General features: G+C 68.5%; 22 protein-coding genes. 12 read left to right on the top strand and 10 right to left on the bottom strand.

Going from position 1 to position 19,278, the window contains the following annotated elements:
- Window positions 1–93: 93 nt before the first annotated feature.
- A complete protein-coding gene (locus MRBLWH11_RS15710) occupies window positions 94–768 on the bottom strand; it encodes a hypothetical protein (protein WP_341945492.1) in 675 nt (224 codons plus the stop codon).
- A gap of 28 nt (window positions 769–796) precedes the next feature.
- Here MRBLWH11_RS15710 and ftsY point away from each other — a divergent pair, with 28 nt between their 5' ends.
- A complete protein-coding gene (ftsY, locus tag MRBLWH11_RS15705) occupies window positions 797–1,669 on the top strand; it encodes a signal recognition particle-docking protein FtsY (RefSeq protein WP_116635083.1) in 873 nt (290 codons plus the stop codon).
- A 44-nt stretch (window positions 1,670–1,713) separates the two neighbouring features.
- The gene (locus MRBLWH11_RS15700) at window positions 1,714–2,214 is read left to right on the top strand and encodes a DUF2004 domain-containing protein (protein WP_116635082.1); all 501 of its coding nucleotides are present in this window, start codon (window positions 1,714–1,716) and stop codon (window positions 2,212–2,214) included.
- 27 nt (window positions 2,215–2,241) lie between these two features.
- Here the strand turns inward: MRBLWH11_RS15700 and lipA are convergent, their stop codons facing one another.
- Window positions 2,242–3,231 (bottom strand): lipoyl synthase, encoded by a 990-nt coding sequence (gene lipA / locus MRBLWH11_RS15695; protein ID WP_116635081.1) that lies wholly within the window; start codon window positions 3,229–3,231, stop codon window positions 2,242–2,244.
- Window positions 3,228–3,881 (bottom strand): lipoyl(octanoyl) transferase LipB, encoded by a 654-nt coding sequence (gene lipB, locus MRBLWH11_RS15690; protein WP_341947845.1) that lies wholly within the window; start codon window positions 3,879–3,881, stop codon window positions 3,228–3,230. The genes lipA and lipB overlap by 4 nt, the downstream gene beginning before the upstream one ends.
- 97 nt (window positions 3,882–3,978) lie before the next feature.
- On the opposite strand from lipB, the gene MRBLWH11_RS15685 reads away from it, so the two are divergent.
- Window positions 3,979–4,566 (top strand): TetR/AcrR family transcriptional regulator, encoded by a 588-nt coding sequence (locus MRBLWH11_RS15685; protein ID WP_341945491.1) that lies wholly within the window; start codon window positions 3,979–3,981, stop codon window positions 4,564–4,566.
- A gap of 71 nt (window positions 4,567–4,637) precedes the next feature.
- Entirely contained in the window at window positions 4,638–6,200 is a 1,563-nt protein-coding gene (ffh, locus tag MRBLWH11_RS15680; protein ID WP_116635079.1) for a signal recognition particle protein, read from the top strand.
- Between the two features lie 7 nt (window positions 6,201–6,207).
- Here the strand turns inward: ffh and MRBLWH11_RS15675 are convergent, their stop codons facing one another.
- Window positions 6,208–7,122 (bottom strand): EamA family transporter, encoded by a 915-nt coding sequence (locus MRBLWH11_RS15675; RefSeq protein WP_341945490.1) that lies wholly within the window; start codon window positions 7,120–7,122, stop codon window positions 6,208–6,210.
- Between the two features lie 78 nt (window positions 7,123–7,200).
- On the opposite strand from MRBLWH11_RS15675, the gene MRBLWH11_RS15670 reads away from it, so the two are divergent.
- Window positions 7,201–8,127, top strand: coding sequence for a LysR family transcriptional regulator (locus tag MRBLWH11_RS15670; protein WP_341945489.1), 927 nt, complete (start codon window positions 7,201–7,203; stop codon window positions 8,125–8,127).
- A gap of 6 nt (window positions 8,128–8,133) precedes the next feature.
- Here the strand turns inward: MRBLWH11_RS15670 and glpK are convergent, their stop codons facing one another.
- From glpK to MRBLWH11_RS15655, 3 genes are all read right to left on the bottom strand, one after another.
- Entirely contained in the window at window positions 8,134–9,648 is a 1,515-nt protein-coding gene (glpK, locus tag MRBLWH11_RS15665; RefSeq protein WP_341945488.1) for a glycerol kinase GlpK, read from the bottom strand.
- Between the two features lie 40 nt (window positions 9,649–9,688).
- Window positions 9,689–10,444 carry an MIP/aquaporin family protein gene (locus MRBLWH11_RS15660; protein ID WP_116635075.1) on the bottom strand — a complete coding sequence of 252 codons (756 nt, stop codon included), beginning with the start codon at window positions 10,442–10,444 and terminating at the stop codon, window positions 9,689–9,691.
- Between the two features lie 92 nt (window positions 10,445–10,536).
- A complete protein-coding gene (locus tag MRBLWH11_RS15655) occupies window positions 10,537–12,246 on the bottom strand; it encodes a glycerol-3-phosphate dehydrogenase/oxidase (RefSeq protein WP_341945487.1) in 1,710 nt (569 codons plus the stop codon).
- Between the two features lie 102 nt (window positions 12,247–12,348).
- On the opposite strand from MRBLWH11_RS15655, the gene MRBLWH11_RS15650 reads away from it, so the two are divergent.
- Entirely contained in the window at window positions 12,349–13,320 is a 972-nt protein-coding gene (locus MRBLWH11_RS15650) for a sugar-binding domain-containing protein (RefSeq protein ID WP_116635073.1), read from the top strand.
- 3 nt (window positions 13,321–13,323) lie between these two features.
- On the opposite strand, the gene MRBLWH11_RS15645 is transcribed toward MRBLWH11_RS15650, so the two are convergent.
- Window positions 13,324–14,475 (bottom strand): glutamate--cysteine ligase, encoded by a 1,152-nt coding sequence (locus MRBLWH11_RS15645; protein ID WP_341945486.1) that lies wholly within the window; start codon window positions 14,473–14,475, stop codon window positions 13,324–13,326.
- Between the two features lie 206 nt (window positions 14,476–14,681).
- Between MRBLWH11_RS15645 and rpsP the strand changes: the two genes are divergently transcribed.
- The 4 genes from rpsP to trmD are packed head-to-tail and all read left to right on the top strand — an operon-like array spanning window position 14,682 to window position 16,690.
- Entirely contained in the window at window positions 14,682–15,122 is a 441-nt protein-coding gene (rpsP, locus tag MRBLWH11_RS15640; RefSeq protein WP_116635072.1) for a 30S ribosomal protein S16, read from the top strand.
- Window positions 15,123–15,128: 6 nt separating this feature from the next.
- Window positions 15,129–15,359 (top strand): RNA-binding protein, encoded by a 231-nt coding sequence (locus MRBLWH11_RS15635; protein WP_017830729.1) that lies wholly within the window; start codon window positions 15,129–15,131, stop codon window positions 15,357–15,359.
- A 1-nt stretch (window position 15,360) separates the two neighbouring features.
- Window positions 15,361–15,951 carry a ribosome maturation factor RimM gene (rimM, locus tag MRBLWH11_RS15630; protein ID WP_116635071.1) on the top strand — a complete coding sequence of 197 codons (591 nt, stop codon included), beginning with the start codon at window positions 15,361–15,363 and terminating at the stop codon, window positions 15,949–15,951.
- A 19-nt stretch (window positions 15,952–15,970) separates the two neighbouring features.
- The gene (gene trmD, locus MRBLWH11_RS15625; RefSeq protein ID WP_341945485.1) at window positions 15,971–16,690 is read left to right on the top strand and encodes a tRNA (guanosine(37)-N1)-methyltransferase TrmD; all 720 of its coding nucleotides are present in this window, start codon (window positions 15,971–15,973) and stop codon (window positions 16,688–16,690) included.
- 18 nt (window positions 16,691–16,708) lie between these two features.
- On the opposite strand, the gene MRBLWH11_RS15620 is transcribed toward trmD, so the two are convergent.
- Both MRBLWH11_RS15620 and map read right to left on the bottom strand, forming a co-directional pair.
- Window positions 16,709–17,302: a histidine phosphatase family protein gene (locus MRBLWH11_RS15620; RefSeq protein ID WP_341945484.1), complete on the bottom strand. Its 594-nt coding sequence runs from the start codon at window positions 17,300–17,302 to the stop codon at window positions 16,709–16,711.
- 42 nt (window positions 17,303–17,344) lie between these two features.
- Window positions 17,345–18,127 (bottom strand): type I methionyl aminopeptidase, encoded by a 783-nt coding sequence (gene map, locus MRBLWH11_RS15615; protein ID WP_341945483.1) that lies wholly within the window; start codon window positions 18,125–18,127, stop codon window positions 17,345–17,347.
- Between the two features lie 109 nt (window positions 18,128–18,236).
- Here map and MRBLWH11_RS15610 point away from each other — a divergent pair, with 109 nt between their 5' ends.
- Together MRBLWH11_RS15610 and rplS are read left to right on the top strand one after the other, a co-directional pair.
- Entirely contained in the window at window positions 18,237–18,725 is a 489-nt protein-coding gene (locus tag MRBLWH11_RS15610; RefSeq protein WP_116635068.1) for an MFS transporter permease, read from the top strand.
- Between the two features lie 168 nt (window positions 18,726–18,893).
- Window positions 18,894–19,241 (top strand): 50S ribosomal protein L19, encoded by a 348-nt coding sequence (gene rplS / locus MRBLWH11_RS15605; protein WP_116635067.1) that lies wholly within the window; start codon window positions 18,894–18,896, stop codon window positions 19,239–19,241.
- Window positions 19,242–19,278 lie beyond the last annotated feature (37 nt).

Raw genomic sequence — 19,278 nt, 5'->3', positions numbered from 1 at the left:
CCGCCGCGAGCACCGCTTCGGAGGACGCGCAGCGACACGCCGCGGAAGCCCCGGGCGCCGCCGGAGCGGCGGACGTGAACTCCGAAGTCGTGCTCAGGATGCGAGTGCGGCCACGAAATCGTCCACGACGTGCACGAAGCCGCCGGAGTCGTGCGGGCGATGATCGTGGCCGGGCAGCACGAGATGACTGGCTCCGCGATCGGCGAGGACCTGCGCGATCGCTTCGTACTCGTCGTTCCAGCCCCCCGTCACCACCAGGCTCGGTGTGCCGTCGAGCATCCGCTCCCGCACGCCGTGCCCCCAGGGCAGGTTGATGGTCGCCCACCGCTCGGCGAGCGGCGACTCCTCCCGCCAGCGCGCGGAGTCGAAGGGCCCGCCGAACATCAGTGGGCGCAGGATCGCCCAGAAGCCGCGGAGATCGCCGCTGGACGCCAGAGCGCGCGCCTCCGTGACGATCGCGATGTGGCGTTCGATCGCCGCGTCACCCCGTGCGATGTCGTAGAGGGCGGGTTCGATCAGCACGAGCCCGGCGAGATCGACGTGCTGCGCTGCGAGCACCGCCGGCACGGCGCCGATCGAATGCGCGAACACGAGAGTTCTGCGACCGCCGATGTCGTCGAGCAGTGCGGCCACCTGATCGTCGATCGTCGTGTCGGGCGAGAACGCGAAGAATCTCGCGGCGGAGTCACGCACGTGCGGCCAGGCGTCGGCACCTCGGCGGCCGCTGCCGTGGACGTACAGACGATGGAGGTCCGGCGCGCGTTCCATCCCCGGATGCTACCCGTAGGCTGGACTCATGGCGGAGAAGTCCTGGTCTCTCGGTCGCGCACTGCGCGGCATGTTCGTCAAGCCCACCATCGACGAGACGACCTGGGAGGACCTCGAGACCGCGCTCATCACCGCGGACTTCGGACCCGACATCAGCGAGCGCGTCGTCGAGGAGCTCCGCGAGAAGGTGGACCGCTTCCGCACGACCGATCCGCAGGATCTGCAGCGGATGCTGCGCGAGACGCTGGAAGAGCACTTCGCGAAGTTCGACACCACGCTGAAGCTCACCGAGCGCCCTGCCGTCGTTCTGGTGGTCGGGGTCAACGGCGTGGGGAAGACGACCACGATCGGCAAGTTCACGAAGTTCCTCCGCGGGTACCAGCGCAGCGTCGTGGTCGGGGCGGCCGACACCTTCCGTGCCGCAGCGGTCGATCAGCTCGCGACCTGGGCGCAGCGCGGGGGAGCGGCGATCGTGCGCCCGCAGCAGGAGGGGCAGGATCCGGCATCCGTCGCCTTCCAGACCATCGACTACGCCAAGCGCGAAGGCATCGAGATCGCGATCATCGACACCGCCGGACGTCTGCACACCAAGGGCGGGCTCATGGATGAGCTCGGCAAGATCCGCCGTGTCATCGAGAAGCAGGCGCCGATCAGCGAGGTGCTGCTCGTCCTCGACGCCACGACGGGGCAGAACGGCGTCATGCAGGCGGAGTCGTTCCTGGAGCATGCCGGCGTCACCGGTCTCGTCCTGACGAAGCTCGACGGCTCGGCGAAGGGCGGATTCGTGCTTGCCGTGCAGGAGCGCACCGGCATCCCCGTGAAGCTGCTCGGGCAGGGCGAGGGCATCGACGATCTGACCGGATTCACCCCCCATGTGTTCGTCCAGTCGCTGGTCGGTTGAGGACGGGGCTACCGCAGTGAGCACGAGGCTGGTTTCATAGCGTTATGGCGATCGAACACGACTACTTCGGACTCCTCTCGTCAGGACCCGACGGCTCGATCTTCTGGTCGGAGACCGTCGAACTCGGCGACCAGAGCGTCACCGTCGATCTCACGGCTCCTGACCAGGACGACGTGTCCGCGGACGCGCTCGACATCGCCGCTGCGCTCATCGCCGGTCTCGAGAATGTGGACGACACGGCTCGTCGCGGAATGCTTTCCGAGGTGGACGATCGCACGAGCGAGGTGACCGAGTACATCCTCCAGCAGCAGGAGACCTACGGCGACGATCTGCCCGACGTGCTCGTGGACGTCTCGGGCGACGCCGCAGTCGACATCATCCGCTCGCTGCGACTGATGAGCATGACGATCCTGGCGGATGAGCACGGCGGTTCTGAGCCGTTCGCCGTGCTCGAGTACGCCCTCGACGACAGTTCGACCGACGACGTCCTGCTCGTGAACCTGGGATCCGACGGCAGCGTGCAGTCGGTCATGAGCGCCGACTGAGCGCACTCCCTGTCGCGCGACGCTTGACTACACGGCCTGAGCGAAGCCCAGATCCGCGCTCTCGGCGATGTGTGCGAGGTGCGCGGGGATCTCGCGCCCCTTCGATGCCATCGACTGCGCCCACAGCCGACCTGCGCGGTAGGACGAGCGCACGAGAGGACCGGCGAGCACGCCGAGGAAGCCGATGCGCTCCGCCTCCTCCTTGAACTCGACGAACTCGGCCGGCTTGACCCAGCGGGCGACCGGAAGGTGGCGCGGTGTGGGACGCAGGTACTGCGTGATCGTGATGATGTCGCAGCCGGCGTCGTGCAGATCCTGCAGAGCCTGGACGACCTCTTCCGGCTCTTCGCCCATTCCGAGGATCAGGTTCGACTTGGTGATGAGTCCGGCGTTGCGGCCCTGCGTGAGCACGTCGAGGGACCGCTCGTACTTGAACGCCGGACGGATGCGCTTGAAGATGCGGGGCACCGTCTCGACGTTGTGTGCGAAGACCTCGGGGCGCGCGTCGAAGATCTGACCGAGGAACGCGGGATCGGCGTTGTGCTCGTTCGCGAGCAGCTCGACGCCGGTGTTCGGGTTGAGCTCATGGATCTTCCGGACGGTCTCGGCGTTGAGCCAGGCGCCCGTGTCGGGCAGATCGTCGCGCGCGACGCTCGTCACGGTCGCGTAGCGGAGGTTCATCCGCTGGACGCTCTCGGCGACGCGTCGCGGTTCGTCCGTGTCGTAGGCGTCCGGCTTGCCGGTGTCGATCTGGCAGAAGTCGCAGCGTCGCGTGCACTGGGATCCACCGATGAGGAACGTCGCCTCGCGGTCCTCCCAGCACTCGAAGATGTTCGGGCATCCGGCTTCCTGGCACACCGTGTGGAGGTCCTCGCTCTTCACGAGCGAGTGCAGCGCGGTGTACTCGGGGCCCATCTTCGCCTTGGTCTTGATCCACTCGGGCTTGCGCTCGATGGGGGTCTCGGCGTTGCGGATCTCGAGGCGGAGGAGCTTGCGCCCTTCGGGTGCGGCGGTCATGCGCGTGCTCCTGCGAGGTCGGTTCCGGCGTAGTCGGCGGTGAAGGCGGTGATGACGGACTCGACGATGTCGGCGGGCGCCACGGCCCGCCCGACGACCTCGCTCACCGTGGTGACACCGGCATCCGTGATCCCGCAGGGGATGATCCCGCGGAATCCGGCCAGCGAGTTGTCGCAGTTGATCGCGAAGCCGTGCATCGTCACGCCCTGCTGCACGCGCACGCCGATGGCCGCGACCTTGTCCTCGGAGAGCGGGCGGCGCACCCAGACGCCGCTCCGACCGTCCACCTGGTAGCCGTCGACGCCGAACGGACGCAGGACGTCGATCAGCAGCCGCTCCAGGCGGCGCACGTGCGCGACGACGTCCATCGGCTCGGGCAGCCGGACGATGGGGTAGCCGACGAGCTGACCCGGCCCGTGCCAGGTGATCTTGCCTCCCCGATCGACGTCGACCACCGGCGTGCCGTCCTGCGGTCGCTCGTGGGGCTCGGTGCGCTTGCCGGCCGTGTACACGGCCTCGTGTTCGAGCAGGATGAGCGTGTCGTGACGGGTGCCGTCGACGACGTCGGCGTGGACGCGACGCTGCAGCTCCCACCCATCGGTGTACGGAACAGGGTTCGGTGCGAACCCGGGGGTGAGGATGTCGAGCATCATTGCCACCTTCGTGGGGTAGTTGGATCGCGTCTAACAATACTCCTGATCGCCTGGGCCGGGCTCAGCGCGCCGCACCGGGCGGTAGCGTGAAGGTATGAACTCCACCGGTCGCGCGGGTCGCCCCAAGGCGTCGTCGCGGGAGACGCTCGCCGAAGCGGCGTGCGAGCTCTTCCTGGAGCGCGGCTACGACGCGACATCGGTGGCGGACATCACCCAGCGCGCCGGGGTGAGCCGCTCGAGCTTCTTCAACTACTTCACATCCAAGAGCGACGTGCTGTGGTCCGGTGTGGACGAGCGGATCGGCCAGGCGATCTCCTCCCTCGAGGCGCTGGGCAGAACGGCGGCCGGAGACGCCGTGCGCGGCATCCTGCTGCTGGTCGTGCGCGATTTCGAACCCGACCCGCTGGCGCTGGCGCTCCGCAACGCCGCCGCGATGGGGCTGCAGGACGAGCTCGTGCGCGACACGGGTCTTCGTCTCGCCCGGCTCGCCGCCGCCGTGTCCGGTGCCGCGAGCGCGTCGGGCGTCGACGTCGTCCGCGCGGACATCCTCGGCGCGGCGCACGCGGCCGCGGTGCTGTCATCGCTGCGCGTGTGGGCCGAGCACGGAGCGGGTCTGGGAACGCCGGAGGCCGTCCTGCTGGACGCGCTCGGGACGATCCACGATCTTCCGTGGGCGGTCTGATCCCCTCGGGCACGGCGGGCTCCGCCCCGCGCTGAGCGCGGCCGCTCCGCTCGCGTAGAATCGACAGCACCATGGCTACCTTTGGCACGCTCTCCGATCGGCTCACCGAGACCTTCCGCAACCTTCGCACGAAGGGGAAGCTCACCGCGGCCGACGTCGACGGCACGGTGCGCGAGATCCGTCGCGCGCTGCTCGACGCCGACGTCGCGCTCGTCGTGGTGAAGGACTTCACCGCCAAGGTGCGCGAACGCGCCCTCGGCGACGAGGTGAACAAGGCGCTCAACCCGGCGCAGCAGGTCGTGCAGATCGTCAACGAGGAGCTCGTGCAGATCCTCGGCGGCGAGCAGCGGCGTCTGCAGTTCGCGAAGACCGCGCCGACAGTCATCATGCTCGCCGGCCTCCAGGGTTCGGGCAAGACGACGTTCGCGGGCAAGCTCGCCAAGCAGCTCGAAGGCGAAGGGCACACCCCGCTGCTCGTCGCCGCCGACCTGCAGCGCCCCAACGCCGTCAATCAGCTCCAGGTCGTCGCGCAGCAGGCCGGAGCCGCGGTGTACGCCCCGGAGCCGGGCAACGGCGTCGGAGACCCGGTGCGGGTGTCTCGGGACGGCGTGGAGCACGCGCGTCGTCAGCAGCACGATGTTGTGATCATCGACACCGCCGGCCGCCTCGGCGTCGACGCCGAGCTCATGAAGCAGGCCGCCGACATCCGCAAGGCGGTCAACCCCGACGAGGTCCTCTTCGTCATCGACGCGATGATCGGACAGGACGCGGTCAACACCGCGAAGGCCTTCCAGGAGGGCGTCGACTTCACCGGCGTCGTGCTGTCCAAGCTCGACGGCGACGCCCGTGGTGGTGCTGCGCTGTCCGTGGCCTCGGTCACCGGCCGCCCGATCATCTTCGCCTCGACGGGCGAGCGTCTCGAAGACCTCGAGCCGTTCCACCCCGACCGCATGGCGAGCCGTATCCTCGACCTCGGCGACATCCTCACCCTCATCGAGCAGGCCCAGCAGGCCTTCGATGAGGAAGAGGCCACGAAGATGGCCGAGAAGATCGCGAACGAGGCCTTCACGCTCGAGGACTTCCTCGACCAGCTTCAGCAGATGAAGAAGATGGGCTCGATGAAGAAGATGCTCGGGATGCTCCCGGGCATGGGCCAGATGAAGCAGCAGCTCGAGGACTTCGACGAGCGCGAGATCGACCGCACCGAGGCGATCATCCGCTCGATGACCCCGGGCGAGCGGCGCAACCCGAAGGTGCTCAACGGCTCGCGCCGTCTGCGCATCGCGCGAGGCTCCGGCATGACCGTCACCGACGTCAACCAGCTCGTGCAGCGTTTCGAGCAGGCCGCGAAGATGATGAAGACCGTGGCTCGCGGCGGCACCCCGAACATCCCCGGCATGGGCGCGGTGCCCGGCATGGGTCGCCCCGGAGCTTCGTCGAAGCGCGGGAAGAAGGGCAAGTCGTCCGGGGGCTCGCGGTCCGGGAACCCGGCCAAGCGCGCGGCCGAGAATGCGGGTATCGCCGCGACGTCGGCGCCGACCGGGTCGGGTTTCGGCCTCGGTGGGGGAGCAGCTCAGGCCGCTCCCAGCGAGGCCGACCTCGCCGAGATCCAGAAGCTCTTCGGCAAGGGCTGAGCCCCTCTCAGCGCGGAGCGACCAGTGCCGGCGCCGCCGCCGGCTCGGCGGGCGGTGCGACGATCCTCGCCTGACGGGCGAAGACCTGGCCGAGTACCAGCGCGCCGAGGGTGATGGTGAACCCGAGAGCCTGGATGGGCGTGAAGGCCTCTCCGGCGACGAGCGTTCCCAGGACCGTCGCGACGATGGGGGAGAGCAGCGCGAGCAGGCCGGGAGCGATCACGGGCAGCTGCTGGATGCCGCGAAACCACAGCGTGTACGCGACGATCCCGCCAGCGGTGCCGAGCCACAGGTACCCGAGGACCGCGCCCCCGTCGATCACCGCAGGGACGCCCTCGACGATCAGCGTGACGGGCAGGAGCAGAAGCCCTCCGGCTGTGAGCTGCCACCCTGCGTAGGCGACGGGACCGACACCGCTCGGGCGGCCCCACCGCTTCGTCAGGATCATGCCGACTCCGGTGGCCGAGACGCCGCCGAGGGCTGCGAGGATGCCCCAGAAGTCGAGTTCTGCAGCAGGCCCGAGGACGACGAGCGCCACGCCTCCGGCTCCCGCGACCGCTGCTGCCGCCGTGGTCGGACGGACGCGCTCCTGCAGGACGAGGGCGCCGAGCGCGAGGACGATGAGCGGCTGGGCGCCGGCCACGGCTGCGGCGACGCCTCCGGGGAGCCGCTCCGCCGCGAGGAACAGCAGCGGGAAGAACGCGCCGATGTTGAGCGCTCCGAGTGCGAGGGACTTCCACCACCACGCGCCATGGGGGAGCCGCCGACTGATCAGCACGGCGAGCAGCCCGGCGGGGAGGGAGCGGAGGAGACCGGCGAACAGCGGGTGTCCGGCGGGCAGGAGCTCGGTGGTGACGAGGTAGGTCGTGCCCCAGGCGATCGGGGCGAGCGCCGTCAGCAGGAGGATGGTCAGTCGGTTCATGGTCTCAGCCTCCTCGCTCGGCTCGGATGAGTCCAACGCATAGTTGTCAAGCAAAGCATGAAGCGAGATCATGGCTGAATGGACCTGCAGCAGCTGCGCTACGTCGTCGAGGTGGCCTCGACATCGAGTTTCACCCGAGCGGCGGAACGGTGCTTCGTCACGCAGTCGGCGCTCAGCCATCAGATCGCCGCGCTCGAGCGCGAGCTCGGTCAGCGTCTGTTCGTGCGTTCGAGCCGCAGCGTCCGCCTGACCGAGGCGGGTGAGGCGTTCGTCCCGCACGCCAGGGCGGCTCTCCTCGCGACGGAGCAGGCCAAGGAGGATGCCGCCGCCTCCGCCGGCGAGATCGTCGGCACGCTTCGGCTCGGCGTCATCCCGACCGTGACGGCCGTGGATGTTCCCTCCCTCCTCGTCGCGTATCGCGCGGCGCACCCGTCGGCGAGGGTCGAACTCCGGGTGGGGAACAGCGATGCGCTCATGGCGGCGATCCGTGCCGGTGAGCTCGACGTCGGGCTCCTGGGGCTCCGGGAAGAGGTTCAGCCGAGCGGCGTGGCCTCGAGGCTCCTCGCCTCCGAGGGTCTCGTGGCCGTCGTCCCCTCCGGGCATGCTCTGGCGGAATCGGCATCCGTCCGGATCAGCGATCTCGCGGACATGACGTTCGCCGACTTCCCGGCCGGCACCTCCGGGCGCGCGCAGAGCGATGCGGCCTTCGACGGGGCGCATGTGGCGCGCGATGTGGCGTTCGAGGCGGACTCGGCCGAGCTCATCCTCGGATTGGTCGCGGCAGGGCTCGCGGTCACGCTGCTGGCGCCCGGGGTGGTCGCCCGATCGAACGCCGATGTGGTCACCGTGGACCTGCGGCGCGGTCCCGTCCGGGACGAGTACGTCGCCTGGGACAGGACGGGACCGCGCAGCGCCGCCCGCGCCTTCCTCGACGTCCTCGACGCCGTCGGGTCCGCACAGCAGGAAGCGGGTCCGGAGGAGACCTCCGAACCCGCTTCCGGATGATGCGGACTACTTCACGTCCTCGTCGACCCAGTCCATCGACTTCGTGACGGCCTTGCGCCACAGGCGCAGCTGGCGGTCGCGTTCGCCGTCTTCCATCGACGGCTCCCAGCGCTTGTCCTCCTGCCAGTTGGCGGAGAGGTCGTCCAGACCGTTCCAGAAGCCCACCGCGAGGCCCGCAGCGTAGGCCGCGCCCAGCGCCGTGGTCTCGGCAACGACCGGTCGGACGACCGGAACACCGAGCACGTCGGCCTGGAACTGCATGAGCGCATCGTTCGCGACCATGCCGCCGTCGACCTTGAGCTCGGTGAGGTCGACACCGGCGTCGGCGTTGACCGCGTCGAGCACGTCGCGCGTCTGGAAGGCCACGGCCTCGAGGGCCGCGCGAGCGATGTGGTTCTTGTTCGCGTACCGGGTGAGTCCGACGATCGCGCCGCGAGCGTCCGGGCGCCAGTAGGGCGCGAACAGACCGGAGAACGCGGGCACGATGTAGACGCCGCCGTTGTCCTCGACCTGCTCGGCCAGCTTCTCGACCTCGGGCGCCGAGGAGATGATGCCGAGCTGGTCGCGCAGCCACTGGATCAGGGATCCGGTGACCGCGATCGAGCCCTCGAGCGCGTAGTGCGTCGGACCGTCGCCGAGCTTGTACCCGACGGTGGTGAGCAGCCCGTTCTTCGAGTGGACGATCTCCTCGCCCGTGTTGAAGATCAGGAAGCAGCCCGTTCCGTAGGTGTTCTTGCTCTCACCGGTGTTGAAGGCCGCCTGTCCGAACGTCGCCGCCTGCTGATCGCCGAGGATGCCGGCGATCGGCGTCTCGCGCAGCAGGGACGAGTCCTCCGCCGCGCCGTAGACCTCGGAGGAGGAGCGGATCTCGGGCATCATCGAGCGCGGCACACCGAACGCCTCCAGGATGTCGTCGCGCCACTCCAGTGTCTCGAGGTCCATGAACATCGTGCGCGACGCGTTCGTGACGTCGGTCGCGTGCACGCCGCCGTCGACGCCACCGGTGAGGTTCCACAGCACCCAGCTGTCGGTGGTGCCGAAGGCCAGGTCTCCGGCCTCCGCCTTCTCGCGGGCGCCGTCGACGTTCTCCAGGATCCAGGCGATCTTGGTGCCGGAGAAGTACGTCGCCAGCGGGAGGCCGACGATGTCCTTGAAGCGGTCGCCGCCGCCGTCCGCCGCGAGGCGGTCGACGATCTCCTGCGTGCGCGTGTCCTGCCAGACGATCGCGTTGTAGATCGGCTTGCCGGTCTTCCGGTCCCAGACCACCGCGGTCTCGCGCTGGTTGGTGATGCCGATCGCGGCGATGTCGTGACGCGTGAGGTCCGCGCGGCTCAGTGCGAGCCCGATGACCTCCTGGACGTTGCGCCAGATCTCGGCGGCGTCGTGCTCGACCCAGCCGGCCTTCGGCAGGATCTGCTCGTGCTCCTTCTGGCCGGACTCGACGATGCTGCCCTTCTTGTCGAAGATGATGGCACGGCTCGAGGTCGTTCCCTGGTCGATGGCGATGATGTAGTCAGCCACTGTGCTTCTCCTTTGAATAGCTGTGCGGATGCGTCGAGCGTCAGCCGGCGAGGCCGAGCAGCGCGGGTGCGGCGAGGGCGGCGATCACGCCACCGATGAGGGGACCGACGACAGGGACCCACGAGTAGGACCAGTCGCTGGCGCCCTTGCCCTTGATGGGGAGGATCGCGTGGGCGATGCGCGGACCGAGGTCACGTGCCGGGTTGATCGCGTAGCCGGTCGGTCCACCGAGCGAGGCGCCGATAGCGACGACGAGCAGGGCCACCGGAAGCGCCGTGAGCGGGCCGAGGCCGCCGGGCGTGCCGACCTCGATGTCGCCGTAGTCCGCGAACGCGAAGATGACGAACACCAGGACGAACGTGCCGATGATCTCCGTGATGAGGTTCCACCCGTACGAGCGGATCGCGGGACCGGTCGAGAAGACGCCGAGCTTGTTGGCGGGCTCGGGCTCCTCGTCGAAGTGCTGCTTGTATGCCAGCCACACGAGGATCGCACCGATGATCGCTCCGAGGAGTTCGGCACCTGTGGCGACGAGGAACATCACGAAGGAGATCTTGCCGGCGACCAGGAGGCCGATGCCGACGGCGGGGTTGAGGATCGCACCGGAGTACGCGGAGACGAGCACACCGGCGAAGACGGCGAGGCCCCATCCCCAGTTGACCATCAGGAAGCCGCCGGCGAAGCCCTTGTTCTTCGCGAGAGCGACGTTGGCGACGACACCACAACCCAGGAGGATCAGCATCGCTGTGCCGACGAGCTCCGACAGGAAGTAGAGACCGAGATTCACATCAGCCATGTCTTCATTGACCTTTCTTGAGTGTCAGGGCCCCTCTGCCCCGACACGGTGAGGGAGTTTCGCCGCAAGGAGGGCGACGGTCGGATCTCTCGTCAGCCGCGGGCGCGGGACGAGATGTGGAGTCCATGTCGTTCGTTCAGGAGCACGCGGGTCTGCTCGAGCTCGGCGTCGTGCCGTGCGCGATCCCACCCGAGGAGAGGTGCGAGTGCGTCGGCGATCTCGTCGAGCACGTCGGCATCCGCGTTCCCGATGAAGGCGATGCTCGTGCGACGGAGGATGACGTCCTCCAGGCGGGCGACCATCTCGTGCTCGACCATCCACTCCAGCTCGCGCGTGGAGAGGTCGCCGCCGGCGAGAGGTGCATCCGATCCCTGCTCGACGTACTCCCAGACCTCAGCTGCGCGCGTGCCGTACCGGGCGAGGAGCCGCTCGGCCCTGGCGCCTGCCCCCGGGAGGTTCTCCTGGATCCAGATGCGCTTCGCCTTCTCGGTGCGCGGGAAGTCGCGTCCGCCGCCGATGGCGCGCCCGGCCGTCGAGACGGTGCGGGTGCGGTCGATGAGGCCGAGCACGACGTCGGAGAGCGATTCCCCCAGAGCGCGGAAGGTCGTCCACTTGCCGCCGACGAGGCTGACGAGCGGCACGGAGCCCTTGTCGTCGACCTCGATGCGGTAGTCGCGCGACACGAAGCCGGGCGCGGTGTCCTCGTGACGGGGCAGCGGACGGATGCCGGAGAACTTGTAGACGATCTGCTCCCGCGAGACGGGGATGCTCGGGAACACGTGGTGGACCAGCTCGAAGAAGTAGTCGACCTCCTCGTCGGTGCACACCGCGACCTCGCGCGGGTCCGCGTCGATGTCGGTGGTGCCGACCAGGACCCGCCCCTTGAGCGGGTAGATGAGGACGATGCGTCCGTCGGAGTGCTCGAAGAAGATCTCGCGTCCCTGTGTCGCCTCGAGAAGCTCGGGGTGATCGAGGACGATGTGCGAGCCCTTCGTGCCGCCCATGAAGCGGCTGTCGACGCCGAGGGCGTCGTTGGTCAGGTCGGTCCATGGACCGGAGGCGTTCACGACCACGTCGGCCTTCACGGAGAACTCGGTGCCGCTCTCGCGATCGCGGAGCACGACCCTGTCGCCGTCGCGGGACACGGCCTCGACGTAGTTGAAGGCGTGTGCTCCCGGGTGTGCGGCGAGGCCGTCCTGGAGGACGTCGAGCGCGAGCCGCTCCGGGTCGTGCATCGAGGCGTCGTAGTACGTCGCGGTGTACTTGATGTTCGGGTCGAGCGAAGGCAGCTCCGACAGCGCGCGCTTACGGCCGAGGAAGCGGTGGCGCGGCACCATGCCGCCGTCACGCGAGAACGTGTCGTAGATCGTCAGGCCCACCTTGATGAGGAACGCGCCGCGTTCCTGGGGCTTGCCGCTCTTGTGCGTGAGGAAGCGCAGGGGAGCGGAGAGGATGCCGGAGAACGTCGAGTAGATCGGGATCGTCGTCTGGAGCGGCTTGACGTAGTGTGGAGCGATCTTCAGGAGGCCGTTGCGCTCCTGGACGGATTCGCGGACGAGACGGAACTCGCCGTTCTCCAGATACCGGATGCCCCCGTGGATCATGTGGCTCGATGCCGCCGATGCGCCGGAGGCGAAATCGCCGCGTTCGACGAGGAGCACGTCCACACCCTGCAGGGCCAGGTCCCGGAACGTCGAGATGCCGTTGATCCCGCCGCCGATGACGAGGACGCTCGTCGTGCCGGATTCGCGGATGTCGCGGACCTCGGCCCGCTCCGCCGATGAGTGTGTCGAATCGTTCATTCTCGAACTCTCTTCCTTGCTTGCCCCCAGCATCGACCTGTGCGCCCACCGTGCGCAACCCCACTGCACATATGTGCAAGGATCGAGGTCGAGGAGGATGTCATGACCGGTCCCGGAGCGCAATCACGCGACGCGAAGCTGATCGCGGCGCTCACCGCCGCGCAGCTCTACTACATGCAGGACAAGACCATGGAGGTCATCGCGCAGGAGCTGCACACGTCGCGATCCTCCGTCTCGCGCCTGCTGAGCTTCGCCAGGGAGAGCGGACTGGTCGACATCCGCATCAACTCCCCGCTGGAGCGCCTCGGCATGCTGGAGCAGCGCATCCGCGACCGGTATCGCGTCGCCGCGCACGTCGTCCCGATGCCGGAGATCGTCAGCGAGGTCGAGCGTCTGGAGCGGGTCGCACTGACCGCGGGCCGCCTGCTGTCCCAGTTCGTCGACTCCAACATGATCATCGGCGTCGCCTGGGGATCGACGATCAGCGCGGTCAGTCGAGGGCTCACCCAGAAGGAGACGCACAACACGACGTTCGTGCAGCTCAACGGGGCGGGCAACACGCAGACCAGCGGCGTCGAGTACTCCAGCGACATCCTGCAGCGGTTCGGCAGCGCTTTCGGCGCACAGGTGCAGCAGTTCCCCGTGCCGGCGTTCTTCGACGATCCGGCGACCCGCGAGGCGATGTGGAGGGAGCGGAGCACGCGCCGCGTCCTCGATCTCCAGGCGAAGATGGACATCGCGGTGTTCAGCCTCGGCTCACCCGCTGCCGAGGTGCCCAGCCGCGTGTACGTCGGCGGCTACCTCGGACGCGAGGACTACCGGAGCCTCCGTGAGGACCACGCGATCGGTGACGTGGCCACGGTGTTCTTCCGGGCCGACGGCACGTGGCGGGACATCCGCGTCAACGCGCGGGCGACCGGGCCGGGCCTGGACCGTCTCCGTCGTGTGCCGCGGCGGGTCTGCGTGGTCTCCGGCATCCCGAAGCTCGTCAGTCTGCACGCCGCGATCGCGGCCGAGCTCATCACCGATGTCGTCCTGGACGAGGGGCTCGCGCGCCGGCTCGTGGAGGACTGAGCCCTACGGCTCCTCGATCGACGACTCGGGGCCGGACCGGAACTCGCGGATCAGATGCTGCACCACGGCGCCGAGGTCGCCGCCCGTCGCGTTGGCGATCGTGAGCTGGCGCTCGTAGCTCGCACCGTCTTCCAGGGTGGTCGCGATGCTGCCGAACTCGCGGACGCACCCGAGCTCCACCGCGACCGGAGCCAGTTCCTCCAGCGTCTCGGCGAGGTGCTCGCGCACCGGGCGCTGGGTCCCCGCCGCGTCGACGATCACGCGCGCGTCCATGCCGTACCGGGCGGCGCGCCACTTGTTCTCGCGATGGAACCAGGCCGGCATCTGGGGGAGCGTGCGCCCCTCGTCGAGCTGCCGGGAGAAGTCCTCCACCAGCACCTGCACGAGAGCGGCGACAGAGGCCAGCTCGGGCAGGGTCGACATGCCGTCGCAGGCGCGCACCTCGATGGTTCCCCAGCGCGGTGCAGGGCGGATGTCCCAGCGCACCTCGGTGGCATCGGCCATGACACCGGTGCGCACCATGTCGTCGAGGTACGACTCGTACTGCGACCAGTCCTGCAGAGGCCAGGGGAGGCCCGCTGTCGGCAGCTGCTGGAACACGAGGGCGCGGTTCGATGCGTAGCCGGTGCGCTCGCCCGCCCAGAACGGACTCGAGGCGGCCAGGGCCTGCAGGTGCGGGAGGTACCCGGCCAGCGCGTTGATGATCGGGAACACCTTGCGCTGGTCCTCGACGCCGATGTGCACGTGGATGCCCCAGATCATCATGTTGCGCCCCCACCACTGGGTGCGCTCGATGAGGGTGTGGTACCGCGTCTTGTCCGTCACCTCCTGGTCGAACCACTGCGCGAACGGGTGGCTCCCGGCCGACAGGAGCTCGATGCCCGCGGGGTCGGTCGCCGAGCGGACCGCGGCGATCGCGTTGGCGATGTCGTCCACCGCGTGCGCGACCGAGTCGCCGATTCCGCTGGTGACCTCGATCGTGTTCGTGAGGAGTTCGCCGGTCACGGTGTGCCGCTCGTCGGCGCTCTCCTCCTCCAGTGCGGCGAGCAGTTCGGGAGCGCGCCCGACCAGGTCACCGCTCACGGGGTCCGCGAGCATGATCTCCCATTCGATGCCGACGGTGGATCGGGCAGAAGAGGCGAATTCGAGCTTCACGAGCACAGTCTGACACGCAGCCACCGCGACACGATCAGCGCCGTTTCCCCGCGTTTCGCGCCGGGGGCGGGCATCTGGCAGAATAGAAGGTCGGACGACCTGCTCGACCCTCTATCCAGCAGACGTCCACCCCCTGAGCTTCCGCCGGGTGTGCACCCCACTCTCCAGGCGATCAGTTCCTTCCTTCCACACAATTCAGGAGAATCGTGGCTGTAAAGATTCGTCTCAAGCGCCTGGGCAAGATCCGCGCGCCGTACTACCGCATCGTCGTCGCCGACTCGAAGACCAAGCGCGATGGTCGCGTGATCGAGGAGATCGGCAAGTACCACCCGACCGAGGAGCCCTCCTTCATCGAGGTCGACTCCGACCGGGCGCAGTACTGGCTCTCCGTCGGCGCGCAGCCGACCGAGCAGGTCGCCGCCATCCTCAAGCTCACGGGCGACTGGGGCAAGTTCAAGGGCGACAAGGACGCGAAGTCGACCGTCAAGGTCAAGGAGCCCAAGGCTGCCTTCGAGATCGACGGCTCCAAGAAGTCGGTCGTGAAGCCCAAGGTCGAGAAGAAGGCAGAGGCTCCCGCTGAGGAGGCTCCCGCCGCTCCCGCCGCCGACGCGGAGGCCGCCGAGGCTCCCGCCGCCGACGCAGAGTAATCCGTCGTGCTCGCCGCCGCGCTCGAACACATCGTCAAGGGGATCGTCGATCACCCGGAGGATGTCCGCATCAACGAATCCACATCGCCGCGAGGCGACCTCCTCGAGGTGCGCGTGCACCCCGATGACCGTGGACGCGTGATCGGGCGCGGCGGCCGCACGGCCAAGGCCCTTCGCACCCTCGTCAGCGCTCTGGCCGACGGGCGTCGCGTCCGCGTCGACGTCGCGGACGACTGACGTGGTGCCGAAGGACCGGAACCAGGGCAAGAACCAGCTGCGGGTCGGGCGTCTCGTCAAGGCCCACGGCCTCAAGGGCGCCCTCAAGCTCGAGCTGTACACAGACAATCCGGAGCGACGCTTCGTTCCGGGAGCCGCGTTCACGTTGCAGGTGCCTGAGGCATCTCCGTGGCATGGCAAGGACATCACCGTCCGCGAGTACCGCGTGATGAACGGCAATCCCGTCGTCTTCTTCGAGGACGTCGACGACCGTGACGGTGCCGAGAGCCTGGTCAAGGCGATCCTCTGGATCGATCAGGACGACGACGAGGTCGAGGACGACGCCTGGTTCGATCACCAGCTCGTCGGTCTCGACGTCGTCCGCGACGACGTCGTGGTCGGGCGTGTCTCGCGCGTCGAGCACTTCCCGGCTCAGGATCTCCTCATCGTCAAGTCCGGTGAGAGGGAGGTCATGGTTCCGTTCGTCGCGGCGCTCGTGCCGACCGTCGACGTCGCGGGCGGCCGCGTCATCGTCACGCCGCCTCCCGGGCTCTTCGAGGAACTGCCGGATGCCGAGTCGGAAGACGCCGCGGACGCCGACGCGTCCGAGTGAGCGCTGATACGGTTCCCCCGTGCGCATCGACGTCCTCTCGATCTTCCCGTCGTACTTCGACGGGCTGACGCTCTCGCTTCTCGGCAAGGCCAGGGACGCCGGCATCCTCGACCTCCACGTCCGGGACCTGCGCGACTGGACCTCCGACCGCCATCGCACGGTCGACGACACTCCCTACGGCGGTGGTGCCGGCATGGTGATGAAACCGGAGCCCTGGGGTCTCGCGCTCGACGAACTGGCGGCACCGTCCGCCTCGGCCGATGCCGAGCGCCCGACGATCATCTTCCCCTCTCCTGCGGGCGAGGTCTTCACCCAGTCGACCGCCCGTGAGCTGTCCTCGCGGCAGCACCTGATCTTCGGATGCGGCCGGTACGAGGGCATCGACGAGCGCGTCTTCGAGTACGCCGCCGACCTCGGCGAGGTGCGGCTGATCAGTCTCGGCGACTACGTGCTCAACGGGGGAGAGGTCGCCACGATGGCGATGATCGAGGCCATCGGACGCCTGATCCCCGGGGTCGTCGGAAACCCCGAGAGTCTCGTGGAGGAGAGTCACGAGGACGGTCTCCTCGAGTACCCGTCGTACACGAAGCCCTCGAGCTGGCGCGACCGCGTGGTGCCGGATGTGCTCCTCAGCGGCAACCACGCCGTCATCGCCTCCTGGCGCCGCGACCAGCAGATCGAGCGCACGCGTCACCGCCGGCCGGATCTGCTGCCCGACGAGGACGGCTCCGAGTCCTGAGCCGTCGGGCCGCGTCGGTCAGAGCATCCGCTCGGAACCGCGCTCGATCTCGAAGATGACGCCTTGCGGATGTCGCAACCCCAGGGCGGCTGTGGCGTCGAGACCGCGGAGTTCGGCGCGCAGCATCCGCCCGATCATCTCGTGGCTCACCAGCAGCGGGATGCCGTTCGAGGCCCACCCGCAGCTGCTCAGCGCCTTCCGCGCCCTGGCGCGCGCCTGGGCATAGCTCTCGCCACCGGGGAAGGCCCAGCCCCAGCGGTTGGCAGCGCGTTCCTCTCGCGCTCCGGGGAACTCCTGGTCGATCTCCTCCCATGTCATCCCCGCTAGCTCGCCGTGATGCAGCTCCGCCAGCTCAGGGACCTCGATGAGATCGGCGCCGATGCGCTCGGCGATGATCACGGCTGTCCGCAGCGCTCGACCGAGAGGGCTGCTGCACACCGTCACCACTGCCGAGCCGACGAGGTGCTCGGCCATCGCCGTCGCCTGGGCGATGCCGTCGGCCGTGAGCGGGGAGTCGAGCTGACCCTGCAGGCGGTGCTCGAGATTCCATGTCGTCTGGCCGTGCCGCGCCAGGAAGAGACGCTCCGGCACGTGACGGTCCTGCGGAATCATGGACTCAGGATGGCACACGCTCCGCGCCGGCGTCCCGCTCCGTCAGTCGACGCCGAGGAACGAGCGGTCGGTGAGGATGATCGGACCGTTCTCGGTGATCGCGATGGTGTGCTCGGAGTGCGCGCCCCGCGAGCCGTCGACGCTCCGCAGCGTCCAGCCGTCGGGATCCGTCACCAGCTCATCGGTCGTCGCGAGGAACCAGGGCTCGAGGGCCAGGACGAGGCCGGAGCGGAGCGGGAAGCCACGGCCCGCGCGGCCGTCGTTCGGGACGTGCGGGTCGCCGTGCATGGTGCGGCCGACCCCGTGGCCGCCGAAGTCGGTGTTGATCGAGTAGCCGTCGCCATGCGCGACCTCGGCGACCGCGGCCGAGATGTCGCCGATGCGGTTGCCCACGACGGACGTCGCGATCGCGGCATCGAGTGCGCGCTCTGTCGTGTCGATGAGCCGCAGGTCCTCTTCGCGAGGTGTGCCGACGATGAACGAGACCGCCGAGTCCGCGACCCAGCCGTCGACGGACACGGCGAAGTCGAGGGTCACGAGATCGCCGTCGCGCAGCGTGTAGTCGTGGGGGAGCCCGTGCAGGACCGCGTCGTTCACCGAGGTGCAGATGACCTTGCCGAAGGGGCTCGCGCCGAAGGAGGGGTGGTAGTCGATGTAGCAGGACTCCGCACCGGCCTTGCGGATCATCTCGTGGGCCCGACGGTCGATGGAGAGCAGGTTCGTGCCCACCTTCGTCTCGTCGCGCAGCGTCGCCAGGGTCTCGGCCACGAAGCGTCCGGCCGCGCGCATCTCGTCGATCTCGGCGGGGGTGCGCAGTTCGATCATCGGGTGTCCTCTCGTCCCTCCCATTCTCCCTGATGCGACGGCCCCGGGTCCTCGCGCGCTCACAGCGAACACCGGGGCGGGCGTCTGATCGGCGTCGTACGATCTGAGCATGTGGTTGCGTCAGGCGTTCTTCCGCTGGCTCGTGCCGGCCGCGTTCCTGCTGCCCCTGTGGCTGCTGATCGGATGGGGCGTCTTCCAGGGCGGCTGGTCCATCCTCTGGGTGCTGCTGATCGCGATGCCGTCGGTGTTCGTGGGTCAGCTCGTGCTCACGCTGCTCACGCGCTCCCGGCCCTCGGTGCGGATCGAGCGCGCCGTCTCCTGGTGGGACGTCGCCGGATTCGCGCTCTGGCACGGGCTGACGATCGCCGTGGGATTCTTCATCGACGGTGCGTTCGGATGGTTGCTGGCCGCCGCGATCGTCGTCGGGATCGGCCTCGTCTGGCTGCAGCTGTGGCAGCTGTGGAACGAGGCCAAGGGGAGCGGTGCGCGGCTGCGCGAGACGATCTCCTGGTCGACGATCCCCGCGTCCGACGAGCAGGCCCCGCCGACGCGGGCGCACGAGGTCATCGTGGTCAGGGAGACCGACAGCCGCGACTGACGCGTCGTTTTGGCGGCGGACTGCATCCGTGGCAGAATGGTTCTTTGTGCCGTGTCCGGCTCTGCCTCAGGGGAGCCCGCGGACGCGTCAGCGCCGTACGGCACATCCCTTTCTTGTTCCTTCTGAAATCATGCATCCGACCTGTGGCGAGTGCAGAGAGAGACGATCATGCAGATCCTCGACGCCGTCGACGCGGCTTCACTCCGTTCCGACATCCCCGTCTTCCACCCCGGTGACAACGTGAAGGTCCACGTGAACATCACCGAGGGCAACCGTTCTCGTATCCAGGTCTTCCAGGGCGTCGTCATCGGCCGCCAGGGCGACGGCGTGCGCGAGACCTTCACGGTCCGCAAGATCAGCTTCCAGGTGGGCGTCGAGCGCACCTTCCCGGTGCACTCCCCGGTGATCGACCACATCGAGGTCGTCACCCGCGGTGACGTGCGTCGCGCGAAGCTCTACTACCTCCGCCAGCTCCGTGGCAAGAAGGCGAAGATCAAGGAGAAGCGCGACCGCTGAGTCGCAGCAACTCCACAGCACCCCGGGACACGATGTC

Source organism: Microbacterium sp. LWH11-1.2, assembly GCF_038397745.1.
Lineage (GTDB): Bacteria > Actinomycetota > Actinomycetes > Actinomycetales > Microbacteriaceae > Microbacterium.
Note: the sequence above shows the minus strand (reverse complement) of the source record. Positions and strands in the feature narration are given on the sequence as shown.